Source organism: Ruegeria sp. BB5, from assembly GCF_056539405.1.
In genome coordinates, this window is sequence record NZ_JBQFUX010000007.1 from 1 (window position 1) to 12,695 (window position 12,695).

Below are 12,695 nucleotides of genomic sequence, written 5' to 3' on the forward strand. Positions count from 1 at the left end.
CGCTCCTTTTGGACAGGACGCCAATATCAAGAAGTTTCATGGTTGACCTCAAGTCGACTTGAAGTGGCAGGATAACTCCTCACTGGCACATGAGACAAGAGAGCTTACGATGACTGATACAGTGCAGGCGCAATCTTCCATTCCCATCCTGATCACTCTCGCTGCAGCGACATTGACCGCCTCATTGGGTATCAGTATCGCCGCGGTAATGCTTCCGACGCTGACGCGTAGCTTCGCTGCGACAGTTTCCGAGGTGCAGTGGGTCGTACTGGCTTACCTGACATCCGTGACCATCACGATCGTATCCGCCGGGCGGCTTGGCGATCTATTCGGCCACGGTCGCTTGCTGATTGCTGGTCTCATCGTCTTTATTGCAGCGTCGGCTCTGTGCGCTATGGCCCCGAGCCTGGGCTTGCTGATTGCCGGACGCGCGTTGCAGGGGCTTGGCGGAGCGATCCTGATCGCGCTTCCAATGTCTATCGCACGTGATTTTGTCCCGACTGAGCGGTTGGGCACGGCAATGGGATTGCTTGGCACGACTTCTGCTGCGGGGACTGCCCTTGGCCCCTCACTGGGCGGTACGTTACTGGCGATCGGCAACTGGCGCATGGCATTCTGGTTTCTTGCCGGCTTTGCTGGTGTCACGCTTTTACTGTCTGTCACCGCAATCACGCGCGATTCCGAACGTCCGACAGTATCCTGCCGAGAGTTGGATTTTCCAGGAACCATAGTGTTGGTTATTGCACTGGCGGCCTACGCTCTGGCAACCAGTGGCGGAGCCTCACGTATCCCCGTTCCACCGGGTGCATTGTTTTCTGCTGCTCTGATCGCAATCGTCTTTTTTGGGCTTGTCGAAACCCGTGTAGCTTCACCGCTGGTGCCGATGAAATTGCTCCGCGACCAGAGGACAAGTATCGGGCTTTTTTTGAACCTTCTGGTCAGCGCAATCATGATGTCCACTTTGGTCGTTGGTCCGTTTTTCCTGGCATTTTCTCTGGAATTGAACGAAGCGATCATCGGTTTGGTTATGGCAGTTGGGCCGCTGGTCGCTGCGCTCTTCGGCGTTCCGGCCGGATGGGTGACGGACAGGCTAGGTGCGGATCGCGCGATGACCATCGGCCTTGTGCAGACTACTGTTGGTCTGCTGTGCCTGGCGTACCTGCCGGGATACTTCGGTGTCGGCGGCTATTTGGCTGCACTCATCATGTTGACGCCCGGCTTCCAACTTTTTCTTGCCGCTAACAACACGGCGGTTCTGATCCACGCCGCCAAAGAACAACGTGGCCGGCTCTCTGGCCTTCTCGGGCTCTCGCGGAACCTGGGTCTGATGACGGGTGCCTCTGCAATACCCACGCTATTCGTCAACATAGTCGGGAAGGGAGATACCACTAATGCTCCGGCCGCAGATGTTGCCTATGCTTTTTCGATGACTTTCACGGCCACTGCATGTTTGGCCCTGATTGCCCTGGGGCTGGCAATTGGCAGCCGAGCCTAGCGCGCCCGCAATGCGCCGACCTCCGCCGAGTGACGTTGCCGAGAAAGGTAATCCGCGTATTGCGGGGCGATTGTGGAGGAGCCAGAATTCTTGTTCTCGGATCGAAACGGCCTTTGAAGTCACTACGGCAAAGCAAAGTGGACGGGCAGGTTGCTAATCCTCCCCCTCTGAAGTGGTCCGCCGTTATGGTTAAGAAAATGAAGGAACCACGTGGCGAACAAGCGACCGAAGCCGGAAGAGATTGTATCAAAGTTGCGGCAAGTTGAGTTATTGATGGGAAAGACATGTCCCGTCTGGATGCTTTGGACCGGTGGCTTGAAGCCATGGAATCTTCTGGAATCCCGTTGTGAGGCACCCTTTACTGATCATGCTTGGATTGCGTGCCGGCAATTCTTTCCTGTTCCGACTTATAAACACTGTTGGGGACCGGCATACATGTTCACGCCATAATCAAGAGACTGGCTATTCCGTACAGCCCGGCAATGACGGCTCGTGTGTTTGCGCAGCAGGTGAGTTCGTATCCGCCTCAGATTTCGGTCGCCGCAAATGGCCGGTCTGGTGAAGCCTCACCACGGCTCATAACGGCCTTGCCTAAGTCCGCTATGAGCCGGATGGGTTACATCATCAATGCCTTTCCTACCAATGCTTGCTTGTTTGGATATTGCGAAACATCAACACCGCGCTCCGTCAGTGCTTCGCTAAGTTCTTCCTCGCTCAAGGCTTCGATCGCTTCGGTCGTCATCTTCATGAAATTGATCCGGCGCTTGAGCAGGCCGTTTGTGTCACCAAAAACGTGTCGATCCTCAAATGCGAACTCATCCGCGTATTTGGTCATGAAGTAGGTTAGGAAGGTGTTTAGGCTGGTTCGAACACGGGGATCATCCGCCATCAAATCCGAGGATGCATCAAGCGTTTCTCGCATCAGGGTGACCCAACGCTTGGCCCCTTTGTCGTTCATCAGGGCCATCGCGTTGTGGGTGTGATGGAAGCTCAGCCGGAACTCTGCGCCGTGATAGTACGGGCCGCCGCCCATGACATCGATCCACATTGACGCCTGGGTTGTGACATGGTGGTTCAGCCCACCGACCTGTTCAAACACGGACGTGAACCAAGGCTCATCGGCAAAGACACGTTCATAGAACCTATGCACGATGCCGACGATGGGCTCTTGCCCGAGGACGGAATAGAGTTGCCAAAACTGAATGGGCTTGCTCAGGTCACCGGGGGCAGTCAGCGAGACAACCTCTGCCATCCGGAGTGCTTCCGGTGGTAGCAGCCCCTTATCGATTGCCGATTTAATATAGGCCTGCTGGATTCTCTCGCTCATGTAACCATGGCGGGTCGGAAATTTGGGAAGGTCAACACGGAGCATTGGGCGAATTCCTAGCGCGTCTTGATGCCAGAAAAATGATGGCTGGGGCAGGGCAGACCGTCACCGCCCAAATGCCTTGCGGTACCTCTGGATAAAGAGTTCTTTTCCTTTCATCTTCCGTGTGACCCAGTCACCGACAGTCGCAAAGAGCCAACTGTTTCCGATTTTGGGGCCAAGCGGAACGAGGATCGGTGCCATTTTCCAAGGCGCGTAGGGCTTTTGTTTCTCTACGGGTTGCCCGCTGAGGACCTGTTTCAGGGTCTTGATCAGCCAAGGGTTCTGACGAGAGATCGCAACAATCGTCATACTGTCACCGACGTCGGCTATGTCCCCGGCGATGAAGACATTTGGGTACTCGGACGGGCGCAACCAGCTATCCGTCTTAATCCGGCCAGAGGGCGCCACGGTCACCGCGGGCAGCGTTTGCGCCAATGCAATATTTGGTTTGGACCCGATCACGGGGAAGACCAGATCAGCTTCGATAACGCGGCCATCTGACAGTTTTACTGATCCGGCATAAGGTTTGTCCGCGTGCTGCAGATTCTCTGCCCTTTGGCCTACCACGACGTTCACGCCGGCGCGTTCCAGCTTGCGTTTGAGCTCTGCCCCCAGCTTGACGGGATACGTCGGAAACAAGCTGTTGTCAGACGAAACCAAAGTGATGCCCTTACTGGGCTGTGCCGCTGCAATCTCTCCGGCCAACTCGGTACCGACGGGGCCTGCCCCAACGATGACGACCGATTTCGCAGACGCCAGCCGAGCGCTGACATCGGCACTGGCCTTGCGAAAGTCATCCATACTTTCGCCCGCCGGTTTGAAAGGAGCAGCATAAGACGAACCAGTGGCCAGGACGATGTAATCAGCAGGGTAAGCAGAGCCGTTTTCCAGCGTTACCTCGGATTGAGTCACAGTAGCGGCACGGCCACGGATGACCCGCCCATTCTTCAGCAAGCGGTCGTATGGCAAAATGATCTGATCCAGCAGATCGGGCTCTAGTAGCGCACGAATGGCCGCTGGCGGCTGCATGAAAGCCTCTCGCTGCTCGATCAGAGTGACATCAGCATATTCATCCAACTCTTTTGCGACTTCAAAGCCGACGTACCCACCGCCAACTATCACGACTTTCTGCTTGTCCATTCTGTTCCTCATTGCTTTCCATTCGTCTGAGCCGTAATTAGAAACACAAGATCACAACGACAAGTACGGTCATTTTGGATACTGTTATGGCGCCTGTTGAACCGGATGAAAATTGCCTCATTGAACCTTTGATTGAGGCGATATCGGGTAAGTGGAAGCTCTTGGTCATCTATTGGCTGGCGCAGGAAACCTCGCGGTTCAATCAACTGCAACGAAATCTTGGCAGCATCACGCACCGGACGCTGACCCGCCAGCTTAGCGAATTGCAAGACGCCGGGTTTGTGTCGCGCAAAGATTTCAAAACGATCCCACCGCATGTGGAGTATAGCCTCACACCTTTGGGCCAAAGCCTGATACCAGTGTTACAAGTTATGCATGATTGGGCAGCGGCAAATGTGGACAAGCTAGCCACCAGGAAGTGAGGGCCTCGTACGTCAATTGTTGCGTATTTGCAGGAGAAAGAAGAATAGTCTGAGGCGTTGCGCATCAATGTTCGCTTGTGAATAAGCAGAAACGCTGCACTGGACACTTTGATCAAGGTCAGCAAAGGGCGGCTGGCTGCGATCATTCCTCTCGTAACAACGCTTCATTTCGGTATTCTGTCGGGGTCTTGCCTGTTTGCGAGCGAAAGGCCCGATTGAATGGCCCAAGCGAAGAGAAGCCAACGTCAAAAGCAATGCTGAGCACTGTACGCTCGGCCATTTCCGGCTTTTCCAGCATCGCTTGCGCCTCGTGAACGCGAAATGCGTTCACGAAGCTGGTGAAGTTGCGGTGTCCCATTCCCTGATTAATCGCAGACCGCAACCGATGCTCTTGCGTCCCGAGTTTGGCGGCCATTTGTGCTACGGTCAGCCCTTCCTCTCTCCAAAGACCTGCAGCCATCGCAGTATCAATACGCTTGATCAATGCCGCTTGCGCAGGGTTCGGGTTTATGTCGCGCTGCGAGGCAGCAGAGTGTTCGATCCAAATGTCGGGTGCAACACGCACCGACCAAACCAGGAATGCCGCTGCAGACAGGCAAATTGCTGATGCCTGTAGGGGGAATACCCAATACGGAAGCACCTGATCCAAATGGGTGATTTCAATCACCGTGATGATTATGCCAAGGGTCAATAGCCAGACCAGAAACCAACGGCGAAACCGGCGGCGTTCGGCAATCAAATCTTCGACCTCGCCTGACACAACAATTTTCAGCATGTGCAAAAAGAAGATCAGCACGCATGCGCCACGAACCACACCGAGTGGAAACTGCAGCTGGGTCAACCAGCTTGTCCCAACGATAAGAACCGCGATGGTGATCTGCCAGGGTCGAATGACAACGTCATCCTGAAACAGCTCAATCGCGGCCCAATAGATCAGAACCGGGATCACGCCCGCGATCATCACAAGTACAAACCGGATTGGCCCCTCGCTCAGATCGATACCCGGAGAGGACACGATCACATAAGGGCCTAGGCTCAGGCACAGCAGCACGACGGCCAGACTTTTCCGGGTTCGGGGTCCGCTTGCCAGAAAGATCACAGCACAGAGAAAGAGAACGCCAACGGCGCTGCCACGCAGGAAAATATCGAAGACCGCTAAATCTGACATCACGCGCATAAGCGAAGTGCGAATTGGCTTGCCGGTCAATGGCTGGACCATGTCGAAACTGAAAAATCCTTGCCGAAAACTCAAGTTGCCCATCGATTTTCGAAATCAGAGGGAAACCGATACCCGCCTGCGTCAGGTCGTTTTGCATGTCCTTTCGCACTTGGAGAAGCCAATGACACATCTCACTACACTGCTTTCCGTCTATGCAAATGTCTTTGGCGGAGACTTCTTGCGCTATGTTTTGGGCGCAGGCGGTACGTATCTGTTAATCAATGTCCTTCTGGCACGTCGGCTTGCCGCGCAAAAAGTCCGCCTGTCGGATCCACCCAAGGGCCAGATCCGCCGCGAGATCCTGGTAAGCCTGCGGACCGTTCTGATCTTTTCTGCTGCTGGTACATCAATCGTGCTGGGCGCAAGGGCAGGGGTCATCACGATATACCAACAGGTCGCGACATTTGGCTGGGCCTATTTCGCGTTCAGCATCGTGGCGCTGATCGTCCTCCACGATGCGTGGTTTTATTGGACACACCGCGCGCTGCACTACCCGCCGCTGTTTCGGCGGTTCCACCGGTTGCACCATAAATCACACCAACCTACGCCCTTCACCTCCTATAGCTTCGATGTCGGTGAGGCTGTGGTAAACGCCGTATACCTGCCTTTGGTATTGATTCTCCTCCCGGCGCATCCATTGGCGCTGTTCGTTTTTGTAACCCATATGATGCTGCGCAATGCAGTGGGTCACTGCGGGATCGAGATCTTTCCAGCCGATCAGAAAGGCCGCCCTGTCTTCGGCTGGCTGACAAGCGTCACCCATCACGATCTGCATCACGCCCATGCCGGTTTCAACCTCGGCCTGTATTTTTCTTGGTGGGATCGGCTGATGAAGACGGAACACCCCAAGTACCTCACCGAGTTTGCCCGCGTTGCGCCGCGCATCCGGCCTGTTGGTCTGAAAGCAGCACTTCTGTTTGTAGCGATTGTTGGGGGGCTGGCAGCCAGTCGCGGCGATGCCTTCGAGCTCAGCGGTCGCTACGCGTCGCCCGGGCTTGGTATCATAGTTGAATTCGAGGATTGTGGCGCGGATAGTGCCACCAGATGCGGTCGGTTGCTCTGGAGTTGGGAGGGGCAGACACCCCATGCGAAGATAGGCGATTTGATCCTGACGGGTCTTGTGTTCAACGGTACTGACTGGGAGGGAATGCTGCGGGACCCAGAATCCGGGCGGACATATCGAGGCACAATCAGACAAGCGAGCCAACATCGGCTTATCCTCAAGGGCTGCGCCGGCATCATCTGTGCAAGCCAGACATGGCACTCTACAAACTACCTTCGATCCGTACTTTCTGAACACGGAGGTTAACTCCACGCATTGCGCGTGAACACGTTACCAAATCGGCGTCGGGACCTTAATGCGATAGGCGGCTTTGTCAAAGTTGCGCTGCAGGGCCAGTGTGTTCCATGGATGTCTCCTGTGGGCTGAACTTATCAAATGACGTAAATTGAAGTAACGTATTCTGGTTAACAGCAGGTCTTGTTTTTAAGATGGAAAAAGTGCTGGGACTTGGCGGGTTCTTCTTCAGATCTGAGGATCCTCCCGCGTTGGCAGATTGGTACCGCGATCATCTGGGAATTGATCTTGTTCCCAATGATTATGAAACGCCCTGTTGGACACAGGAAGCGGGCGAAACTGTCTTTGCCCCGTTCGAGAAGGTGACCGAGTATTTCGGAAATCAGGAAAAGGCATTCATGTTGAATTTTCGTGTTCGCGACATTGACAAAATGATTGCGCAGTTGGAATCCAAAGGTGTCGAAGTGCGTCGCGATCCAGATTCTCCTTATCCGAATGGCAAGTTTGCGTGGCTCAATGACCCTGAAGGCAATCCGATTGAGCTTTGGGAACCTGCTTAATTTCAGGGCCCACTGGTTTAATTATCCCGATCCTGTCGGCGTAATAAAGCGCCGTGAGTTTCTGTGCTGCACAATGACTGGATTTCTTCAGATGATCGACAGGAAGATATCGGTCCTCCGGGCGCAATGCGTGTTGCAATTGCGGAACCACGGTATCGCGCCAAACACCCAAATTGGTTGGCTGTCGGATTTGCATGTGCTCGCGCGTCCTTGCAGCATGTATCAAAAGGACGGAGGTAATAATGATCTATGCAATCACGATCTATGGAGAGGCGGGCGTGTTTGAGGCTCTGCCGAGAGACCGCCAGGATGAGGTAATGTCGGGCCATGGTGCACTGCAAACAGCGTTAAATAAGCGGGGAGAGTTTGTTTCGATAAAGCTGATGCCGCCGACCTCTGCAGTGATGGTCGAACCGGCCACCAGCGAGGGCACCGCGCCGCTGATTACCGACGGTCCGTTTGCCGAGACGAAGGAGAACTTCCTTGGGTTCTACGCCGCCGATTTCAAAGATCTTGATGAGGCTTTGGAATACGCAAAGATGATTTCCTCGCCCGTTGCGCGGCTCGAAGTACGGCCTGTGGCCTGGGCCGGGGGTGTCATTTCATCGGAGTAGGTCATGTCGGACTGGCTGGAGGCCACATTCGCCCAACAGCGCCCACGTGCCATTGCGGCCCTGACGCGGGTGTTTCGCGATATCGATACGGCCGAAGAAGCCTTTGCCGATGCGTGCCTGAAGGCGCTGACGGTTTGGCCCAAGGATGGCGCGCCCCGGGATCCGTTGGCGTGGCTACTGACAACCGCCCGCAATGCGGGTCTTGACCATGTCCGCAAATCCCAACGCCGCGCGGCAATTCTGTCGCGCCACACAGAGGAGTTTCAACCAGCGCCCACCGAAACACCTGACCCTGATGAGATGCGCGACGATGTCTTGCGACTGTTGTTCGTATGTTGCCATCCGGAATTGGATCAACGGGATCAGATTGCCATCGCTCTACGCGTGGTCGCGGGGTTGAGCGTCGACGAGATTGCCAGCGGATTCCTGGTTAAACCAAAGACAATGGAACAGCGGATCACCCGTGCCAAAAAGAAGATTGCGAGCAACTCGGTTGCTTTTGAAACGCCCAGCCCGGCAGAGAGGGGAGCGCGGCTGGGTGAAGTTTCCCTGATGGTCTACCTGATGTTCAGCGAAGGGTGGTCGACTTCGGCCGGTCCCAAACAGATGAAGCTTACATTGTGTGAAGAGGCCATCCGCCTCGCCCGCCTGCTTGTGGCGTTGTTCCCGGCCATGGGTGAGCAGTCTGCCTTGTTGGCGTTGCTGTTGCTCCAACACGCCCGTCGGCGGGCACGTATCGATGCGGATGGAAAGCTTGTCGCGTTGGACGATCAGGATCGCGACCTTTGGGACCGTTCGGACATCGCCGAGGCAACGGGCCTTTTGCAAAAAGCCCAACGTATTGGTCATCGCGGGGTCTATATCATCCAGGCCGCAATCGCTGCGGCCCACGCCCGCGCGGCCTCATCTGAAGACGCCGACTGGACCTTGATAGAGAGCCACTACGCCGCCCTTCATGCGCTGCAGCCGACCCCTGTGGTTAAACTCAACCAGATCGCTGCACAGGCCAAGTTGCACGGCCCGCAATATGCGTTGAAGGCGATGGAGGTAGTGGCAGAGGATCTGACCACCTATCGCTGGTATCACGCGATGCGGGGCGGCCTGTTGCAGGAAACTGGCGACCACAAAGCCGCCATCGCCGCCTTTGAAACCGTGATGACACTCGCTCCAACGGGCCCTGAACGCGTTGTGATCGCAGATAAAATCGCGATCAGCCAAAAAGAACTGCGCGGCGTGTAGGAAAACCAGCACCTCGCGCGTCCTTGGATCAGACCCGTATGTGGCGGGCACAACCAAGGGAGACACCCATGAGTATTCTAGAGATGACAACTGTCGGCAATTCCGGATGGATCGGGCATTCCGGACCGGATCAGGGCAAAGCCAAAGCCTTTTATCAGGATGTGTTGGGCTGGGCGATAAACGACATGCCGATGCAGGACGGGTCGAGTTATTCGGCCGCAGTGGTGGGCGAGACGCCCATTGGTGGCTTTTCACCGATGCCTGAGGACAATGGAAGCTGGACGATCTTTTTTACCGTGGGCGACGTGGATGCGAGTGTTGCAAAGGCGCAAGCCAAGGGTGCCGCGGTCATTCAGCCTGCGATGGATATGCCGGGGGTCGGGCGCATGGCGACGCTAACCGACCCGCAGGGCGCGCGGTTCGCGCTGATTACCTATGAAAGCATGGCGTCCTAAGCGTCGCTCGAAAGGAGGGATCAGATGGAACAACTGCCCCAAATTGCGCTGATCGTGACAGCGGTGTTTGTCTTGATGAGCATTCCCATGGCAATCGCCGTTGGCGTGCGTCGTGCTAGGACCGGGATACTTTTGCTCCATGGTGAGGATGAGGGACTGCTACGCCTGATGCGGGCACACGGGAACTTCATCGAATATGTCCCGCTCGCCCTGCTTGCCCTCGCGGGTGCCGAGATTGCGGGAACGGCACCCTGGCTCATAGCTGTCTGTGGTGGGGTTCTGCTGCTAGCCCGCCTCATCCACTACTTCGGTTTGCGCGCATCAGCAGAAAGCAAAGGACGCGCAATTGGGGCGGCCCTGACGACCTTGACTATGATGGTGCTGGCTTTCGCCATCCTCTGGCAACTCGGCACAGCCGTCTGATGCCGGCAGATGAAAACCTTAAAACTCGTGTGCGCGATGCTTTGGCCGCGCATGCGGGCATCTCCGAAAAGCGGATGATGGGCGGCCAGTGTTTCTTTTTAAACGGCAACATGCTCTGCGGCGCTCGCCGTCACAAAGATGGGGTCGGTCGGTTCATGTTCCGGGTGGGTAAGGCGAACGAGAGCATGGCACTGAAGGATCCAATGGCTAAGGAAGTGATCCATGGAACCCGTAAACTGGGGGCTTTGTACATGTTGAAGAGGGCGACTGCGATGACCCAGCATTGCGACGCTGGGTAGAACTTTGCCTCGAACACGTCGCAGCCCTCCCGGCGAAAGACTGAATGGAGGATGTGATGGCTACATTTGAGAGTTTCTCGTCTGAGGTACTTGGTTTTCTTGAGGGTCTTAAGGCCAACAACACGAAGGATTGGTTCGCAGCGCACAAGACAACCTACGAAACCCAGTTGAAAGACCCCAGCAAGCATTTTGCCGACGGCATGGCTGGCGCATTGCAAGACCTGACTGGGCAGGGCCACCGCAGTAAGATCTTTCGCATCTACCGTGATGTCCGGTTCTCCAAGGACAAGACGCCCTACAACGCACACCTGCATATTGCGTTCATTCCGCAGGGCAATGCGGTTCAACCACCGATGTGGTTCTTTGGGCTATCGCCCGAAAAACTGTCCCTTGGCTGCGGGGTATTTCAGTATGACAAAAATGCACTGGACGCGTTCCGCACGGCAATGGCTGGCCCAAAAGGGGCAGAGTTGATCCAGCTCAATGAAGATATGCGACAGGATGGTTTCCGGATCGAGGACCCAGAATTGAAACGCGTCCCGACTGGCTTTGACAAAGATCATCCCCACGCAGAGGCATTGCGCCGCAAGGGCTTTGCCGTTTGGATGGACGCCGGGGCTCCTGCGTTTGTTATCGAACCGAACCTCATAGAACGAACGTCTGTGTTTTTCGGGAAACTCATGCCGGTGTTTCAATTGCTTTCCAGGGTCATGTAGCCAAGAATTTGCGCTCGCAGCGAGCGGCAGCTTAGACGAGTTGCACTGCGGCGAAGTAGTCCTGTTCCGGATCGCCGATCAGATTGTCGAACGGCATTGCAAAACATCGCAGCGGGCAAGCGCTGTTTTTGACTTCAACCTCTCCCAATTCCTCGAGCCTGATATAAATGCGAGGGCGGATTTGATCCTTTGCAGCGCGCGAAAGGCATATTCCACCCGGTGCCGCCAACCGGGTACCTCAGCACTTAGTCCACAGCGGTCCAATCCTAAAATCCACCCTACCTTCAGGATGCTGCGGTGCGCCCCGTCGAAGGAGACATGCGCTGAGAGCACAAATTCCGGAAGTAGTTGAATTCATACATAGCTGACAATGCCACCCTGCAGCGCATTCACGATCAGCTTGCGTGATTTCGTCGAATTTCGGGAACCTTTCCGTGTTTCCTGCATCTAAGGAACCAGGAACGCACTAAAGCGAACCCGGTGAAACCCTTGGAAAGGACCAAACCATGTTCAGAAAAACCGTAGTTGCTTTTGGATTAATTGTCGCTGCCGCCCCAACTGCTAAGGCTCACGATGAACAAGCTCTCGCCAATGCCCCAGCCGGCGATCCTTATGTGAAAGTGAGCGACGTATTGCCATTGCCCGAGTTCATCCCTGGTCTGGGAACGCTCTTCGTCGACCCAACCACTCTGCCCGCAGGCCCGTTCCTCGCATATGATCGCGACGGTCGATTGTCAGCCACGGTCTACATGACACCACTCGACGATCTGCAAAACGGTGCATCATTTGACGGATTGAACATCGGTTCACACACCGTCAGCTCGACAGATATCTATTTCAATGCCGGGCATCCCGGCGTGGACAAGCCGCACGCGCATGTCGTGCTGTTTCACGACGAAAACGCAAAAGAGCGTCTGGCCGAATGATCTGTACGCGCCGTCATGCTGTATGGCTTGGGGGATTGGCCGTTGCTTCCGTCGCCAGTTCGCGGATCGCGCTTGCGCAACCGATCGCCACGGTTGAGATGCGCGGCAGCCCGCGCGGCGAACGTATCTGGTATGATCCTGTTGGACTTGCTGTGTCTTCAGGCACCACCGTCCGGTTCACCAATCGTGATCCCGGTAACAGTCATACAGCAACCGCCTATCATCCGGCGAACTATGATCGAAGGCGACGCATTCCCGCTGCGGCCGACCCGTGGGACAGTGACTTTTTGCTTCCGGATGAGTATTTTGAAGTCACCCTGATTACGCCAGGTGTATATGACTACTATTGCCTACCACACGAAATGGCGGCGATGGTTGGTCGCATAGTAGTTGGAACCCCCAGCGACGCCGGCTGGGAGGGAAGTTCACACGACAAGAGCGATGTTTCGGAAGATATTCTGACAGCTTTGCCTTTGGTAGAGAGGATCCTTTCGGAAGTTACCGTTCGCAGGGAGGACTGA

At 55.5% G+C, this 12,695-nt stretch carries 15 protein-coding genes; 12 read left to right on the plus strand and 3 right to left on the minus strand.

All coding sequences use genetic code 11. From position 1 onward, the window contains the following. Positions 1-109 precede the first annotated feature (109 nt). A complete protein-coding gene (locus ACR0DL_RS15280; protein ID WP_480689973.1) occupies positions 110-1,495 on the plus strand; it encodes an MFS transporter in 1,386 nt (461 codons plus the stop codon). Positions 1,496-2,111: 616 nt separating this feature from the next. Here the strand turns inward: ACR0DL_RS15280 and ACR0DL_RS15285 are convergent. After that, complete coding sequence (locus ACR0DL_RS15285) at positions 2,112-2,747, minus strand: globin domain-containing protein (RefSeq protein ID WP_480689975.1); 636 nt, start codon at positions 2,745-2,747, stop codon at positions 2,112-2,114. A gap of 180 nt (positions 2,748-2,927) precedes the next feature. Beyond that, on the minus strand, positions 2,928-4,016 hold the full coding sequence (locus ACR0DL_RS15290; RefSeq protein ID WP_480689977.1) for an NAD(P)/FAD-dependent oxidoreductase: 1,089 nt from the start codon (positions 4,014-4,016) through the stop codon (positions 2,928-2,930). 74 nt (positions 4,017-4,090) lie between these two features. Here ACR0DL_RS15290 and ACR0DL_RS15295 point away from each other — a divergent pair, with 74 nt between their 5' ends. Next, positions 4,091-4,426 carry a winged helix-turn-helix transcriptional regulator gene (locus ACR0DL_RS15295; RefSeq protein WP_170362002.1) on the plus strand — a complete coding sequence of 112 codons (336 nt, stop codon included), beginning with the start codon at positions 4,091-4,093 and terminating at the stop codon, positions 4,424-4,426. 142 nt (positions 4,427-4,568) lie between these two features. Here the strand turns inward: ACR0DL_RS15295 and ACR0DL_RS15300 are convergent, their stop codons facing one another. Further along, positions 4,569-5,645, minus strand: a complete 1,077-nt coding sequence (locus ACR0DL_RS15300) for a helix-turn-helix domain-containing protein (protein WP_480689979.1) — start codon at positions 5,643-5,645, stop codon at positions 4,569-4,571. On the opposite strand from ACR0DL_RS15300, the gene ACR0DL_RS15305 reads away from it, so the two are divergent. The 10 genes from ACR0DL_RS15305 (at position 5,644) to ACR0DL_RS15350 (ending at position 12,695) form a co-directional block, all read left to right on the plus strand. Beyond that, positions 5,644-6,954 carry a sterol desaturase family protein gene (locus ACR0DL_RS15305; protein ID WP_480689981.1) on the plus strand — a complete coding sequence of 437 codons (1,311 nt, stop codon included), beginning with the start codon at positions 5,644-5,646 and terminating at the stop codon, positions 6,952-6,954. The genes ACR0DL_RS15300 and ACR0DL_RS15305 overlap by 2 nt on opposite strands. Before the next feature lie 182 nt (positions 6,955-7,136). Next, complete coding sequence (locus ACR0DL_RS15310; protein ID WP_170413724.1) at positions 7,137-7,502, plus strand: VOC family protein; 366 nt, start codon at positions 7,137-7,139, stop codon at positions 7,500-7,502. A gap of 242 nt (positions 7,503-7,744) precedes the next feature. Further along, positions 7,745-8,116, plus strand: coding sequence for a YciI family protein (locus tag ACR0DL_RS15315; RefSeq protein WP_170398084.1), 372 nt, complete (start codon positions 7,745-7,747; stop codon positions 8,114-8,116). A gap of 3 nt (positions 8,117-8,119) precedes the next feature. Continuing rightward, a complete protein-coding gene (locus tag ACR0DL_RS15320; protein ID WP_170413721.1) occupies positions 8,120-9,355 on the plus strand; it encodes an RNA polymerase sigma factor in 1,236 nt (411 codons plus the stop codon). Positions 9,356-9,423: 68 nt separating this feature from the next. After that, positions 9,424-9,810, plus strand: a complete 387-nt coding sequence (locus tag ACR0DL_RS15325) for a VOC family protein (RefSeq protein WP_170413718.1) — start codon at positions 9,424-9,426, stop codon at positions 9,808-9,810. A 24-nt stretch (positions 9,811-9,834) separates the two neighbouring features. Then, positions 9,835-10,233 (plus strand): MAPEG family protein, encoded by a 399-nt coding sequence (locus tag ACR0DL_RS15330; RefSeq protein ID WP_170413715.1) that lies wholly within the window; start codon positions 9,835-9,837, stop codon positions 10,231-10,233. Next, positions 10,233-10,532: a hypothetical protein gene (locus ACR0DL_RS15335; RefSeq protein WP_480689984.1), complete on the plus strand. Its 300-nt coding sequence runs from the start codon at positions 10,233-10,235 to the stop codon at positions 10,530-10,532. The genes ACR0DL_RS15330 and ACR0DL_RS15335 overlap by 1 nt, the downstream gene beginning before the upstream one ends. A gap of 56 nt (positions 10,533-10,588) precedes the next feature. Further along, positions 10,589-11,248, plus strand: a complete 660-nt coding sequence (locus ACR0DL_RS15340; RefSeq protein WP_480689986.1) for a DUF2461 domain-containing protein — start codon at positions 10,589-10,591, stop codon at positions 11,246-11,248. Between the two features lie 506 nt (positions 11,249-11,754). Then, on the plus strand, positions 11,755-12,174 hold the full coding sequence (locus ACR0DL_RS15345) for a hypothetical protein (protein WP_170350788.1): 420 nt from the start codon (positions 11,755-11,757) through the stop codon (positions 12,172-12,174). Further along, positions 12,171-12,695 carry a plastocyanin/azurin family copper-binding protein gene (locus tag ACR0DL_RS15350; RefSeq protein WP_480689988.1) on the plus strand — a complete coding sequence of 175 codons (525 nt, stop codon included), beginning with the start codon at positions 12,171-12,173 and terminating at the stop codon, positions 12,693-12,695. Before ACR0DL_RS15345 ends, ACR0DL_RS15350 begins: the two co-directional genes overlap by 4 nt.

Bases quoted from the DNA above. Each gene is read 5' to 3' on its own strand.
- ACR0DL_RS15290 (WP_480689977.1), bottom strand. From the start codon at position 4,016: ATGAGGAACAGAATGGACAAGCAGAAAGTCGTGATAGTTGGCGGTGGG.
- ACR0DL_RS15325 (WP_170413718.1), top strand. From the start codon at position 9,424: ATGAGTATTCTAGAGATGACAACTGTCGGCAATTCCGGATGGATCGGG.
- ACR0DL_RS15350 (WP_480689988.1), top strand. From the start codon at position 12,171: ATGATCTGTACGCGCCGTCATGCTGTATGGCTTGGGGGATTGGCCGTT.
- ACR0DL_RS15340 (WP_480689986.1), top strand. From the start codon at position 10,589: ATGGCTACATTTGAGAGTTTCTCGTCTGAGGTACTTGGTTTTCTTGAG.
- ACR0DL_RS15330 (WP_170413715.1), top strand. From the start codon at position 9,835: ATGGAACAACTGCCCCAAATTGCGCTGATCGTGACAGCGGTGTTTGTC.
- ACR0DL_RS15345 (WP_170350788.1), top strand. From the start codon at position 11,755: ATGTTCAGAAAAACCGTAGTTGCTTTTGGATTAATTGTCGCTGCCGCC.
- ACR0DL_RS15280 (WP_480689973.1), top strand. From the start codon at position 110: ATGACTGATACAGTGCAGGCGCAATCTTCCATTCCCATCCTGATCACT.
- ACR0DL_RS15300 (WP_480689979.1), bottom strand. From the start codon at position 5,645: ATGGTCCAGCCATTGACCGGCAAGCCAATTCGCACTTCGCTTATGCGC.
- ACR0DL_RS15310 (WP_170413724.1), top strand. From the start codon at position 7,137: ATGGAAAAAGTGCTGGGACTTGGCGGGTTCTTCTTCAGATCTGAGGAT.
- ACR0DL_RS15285 (WP_480689975.1), bottom strand. From the start codon at position 2,747: ATGGCAGAGGTTGTCTCGCTGACTGCCCCCGGTGACCTGAGCAAGCCC.
- ACR0DL_RS15335 (WP_480689984.1), top strand. From the start codon at position 10,233: ATGCCGGCAGATGAAAACCTTAAAACTCGTGTGCGCGATGCTTTGGCC.
- ACR0DL_RS15295 (WP_170362002.1), top strand. From the start codon at position 4,091: ATGGCGCCTGTTGAACCGGATGAAAATTGCCTCATTGAACCTTTGATT.
- ACR0DL_RS15315 (WP_170398084.1), top strand. From the start codon at position 7,745: ATGATCTATGCAATCACGATCTATGGAGAGGCGGGCGTGTTTGAGGCT.
- ACR0DL_RS15305 (WP_480689981.1), top strand. From the start codon at position 5,644: ATGTCGAAACTGAAAAATCCTTGCCGAAAACTCAAGTTGCCCATCGAT.
- ACR0DL_RS15320 (WP_170413721.1), top strand. From the start codon at position 8,120: ATGTCGGACTGGCTGGAGGCCACATTCGCCCAACAGCGCCCACGTGCC.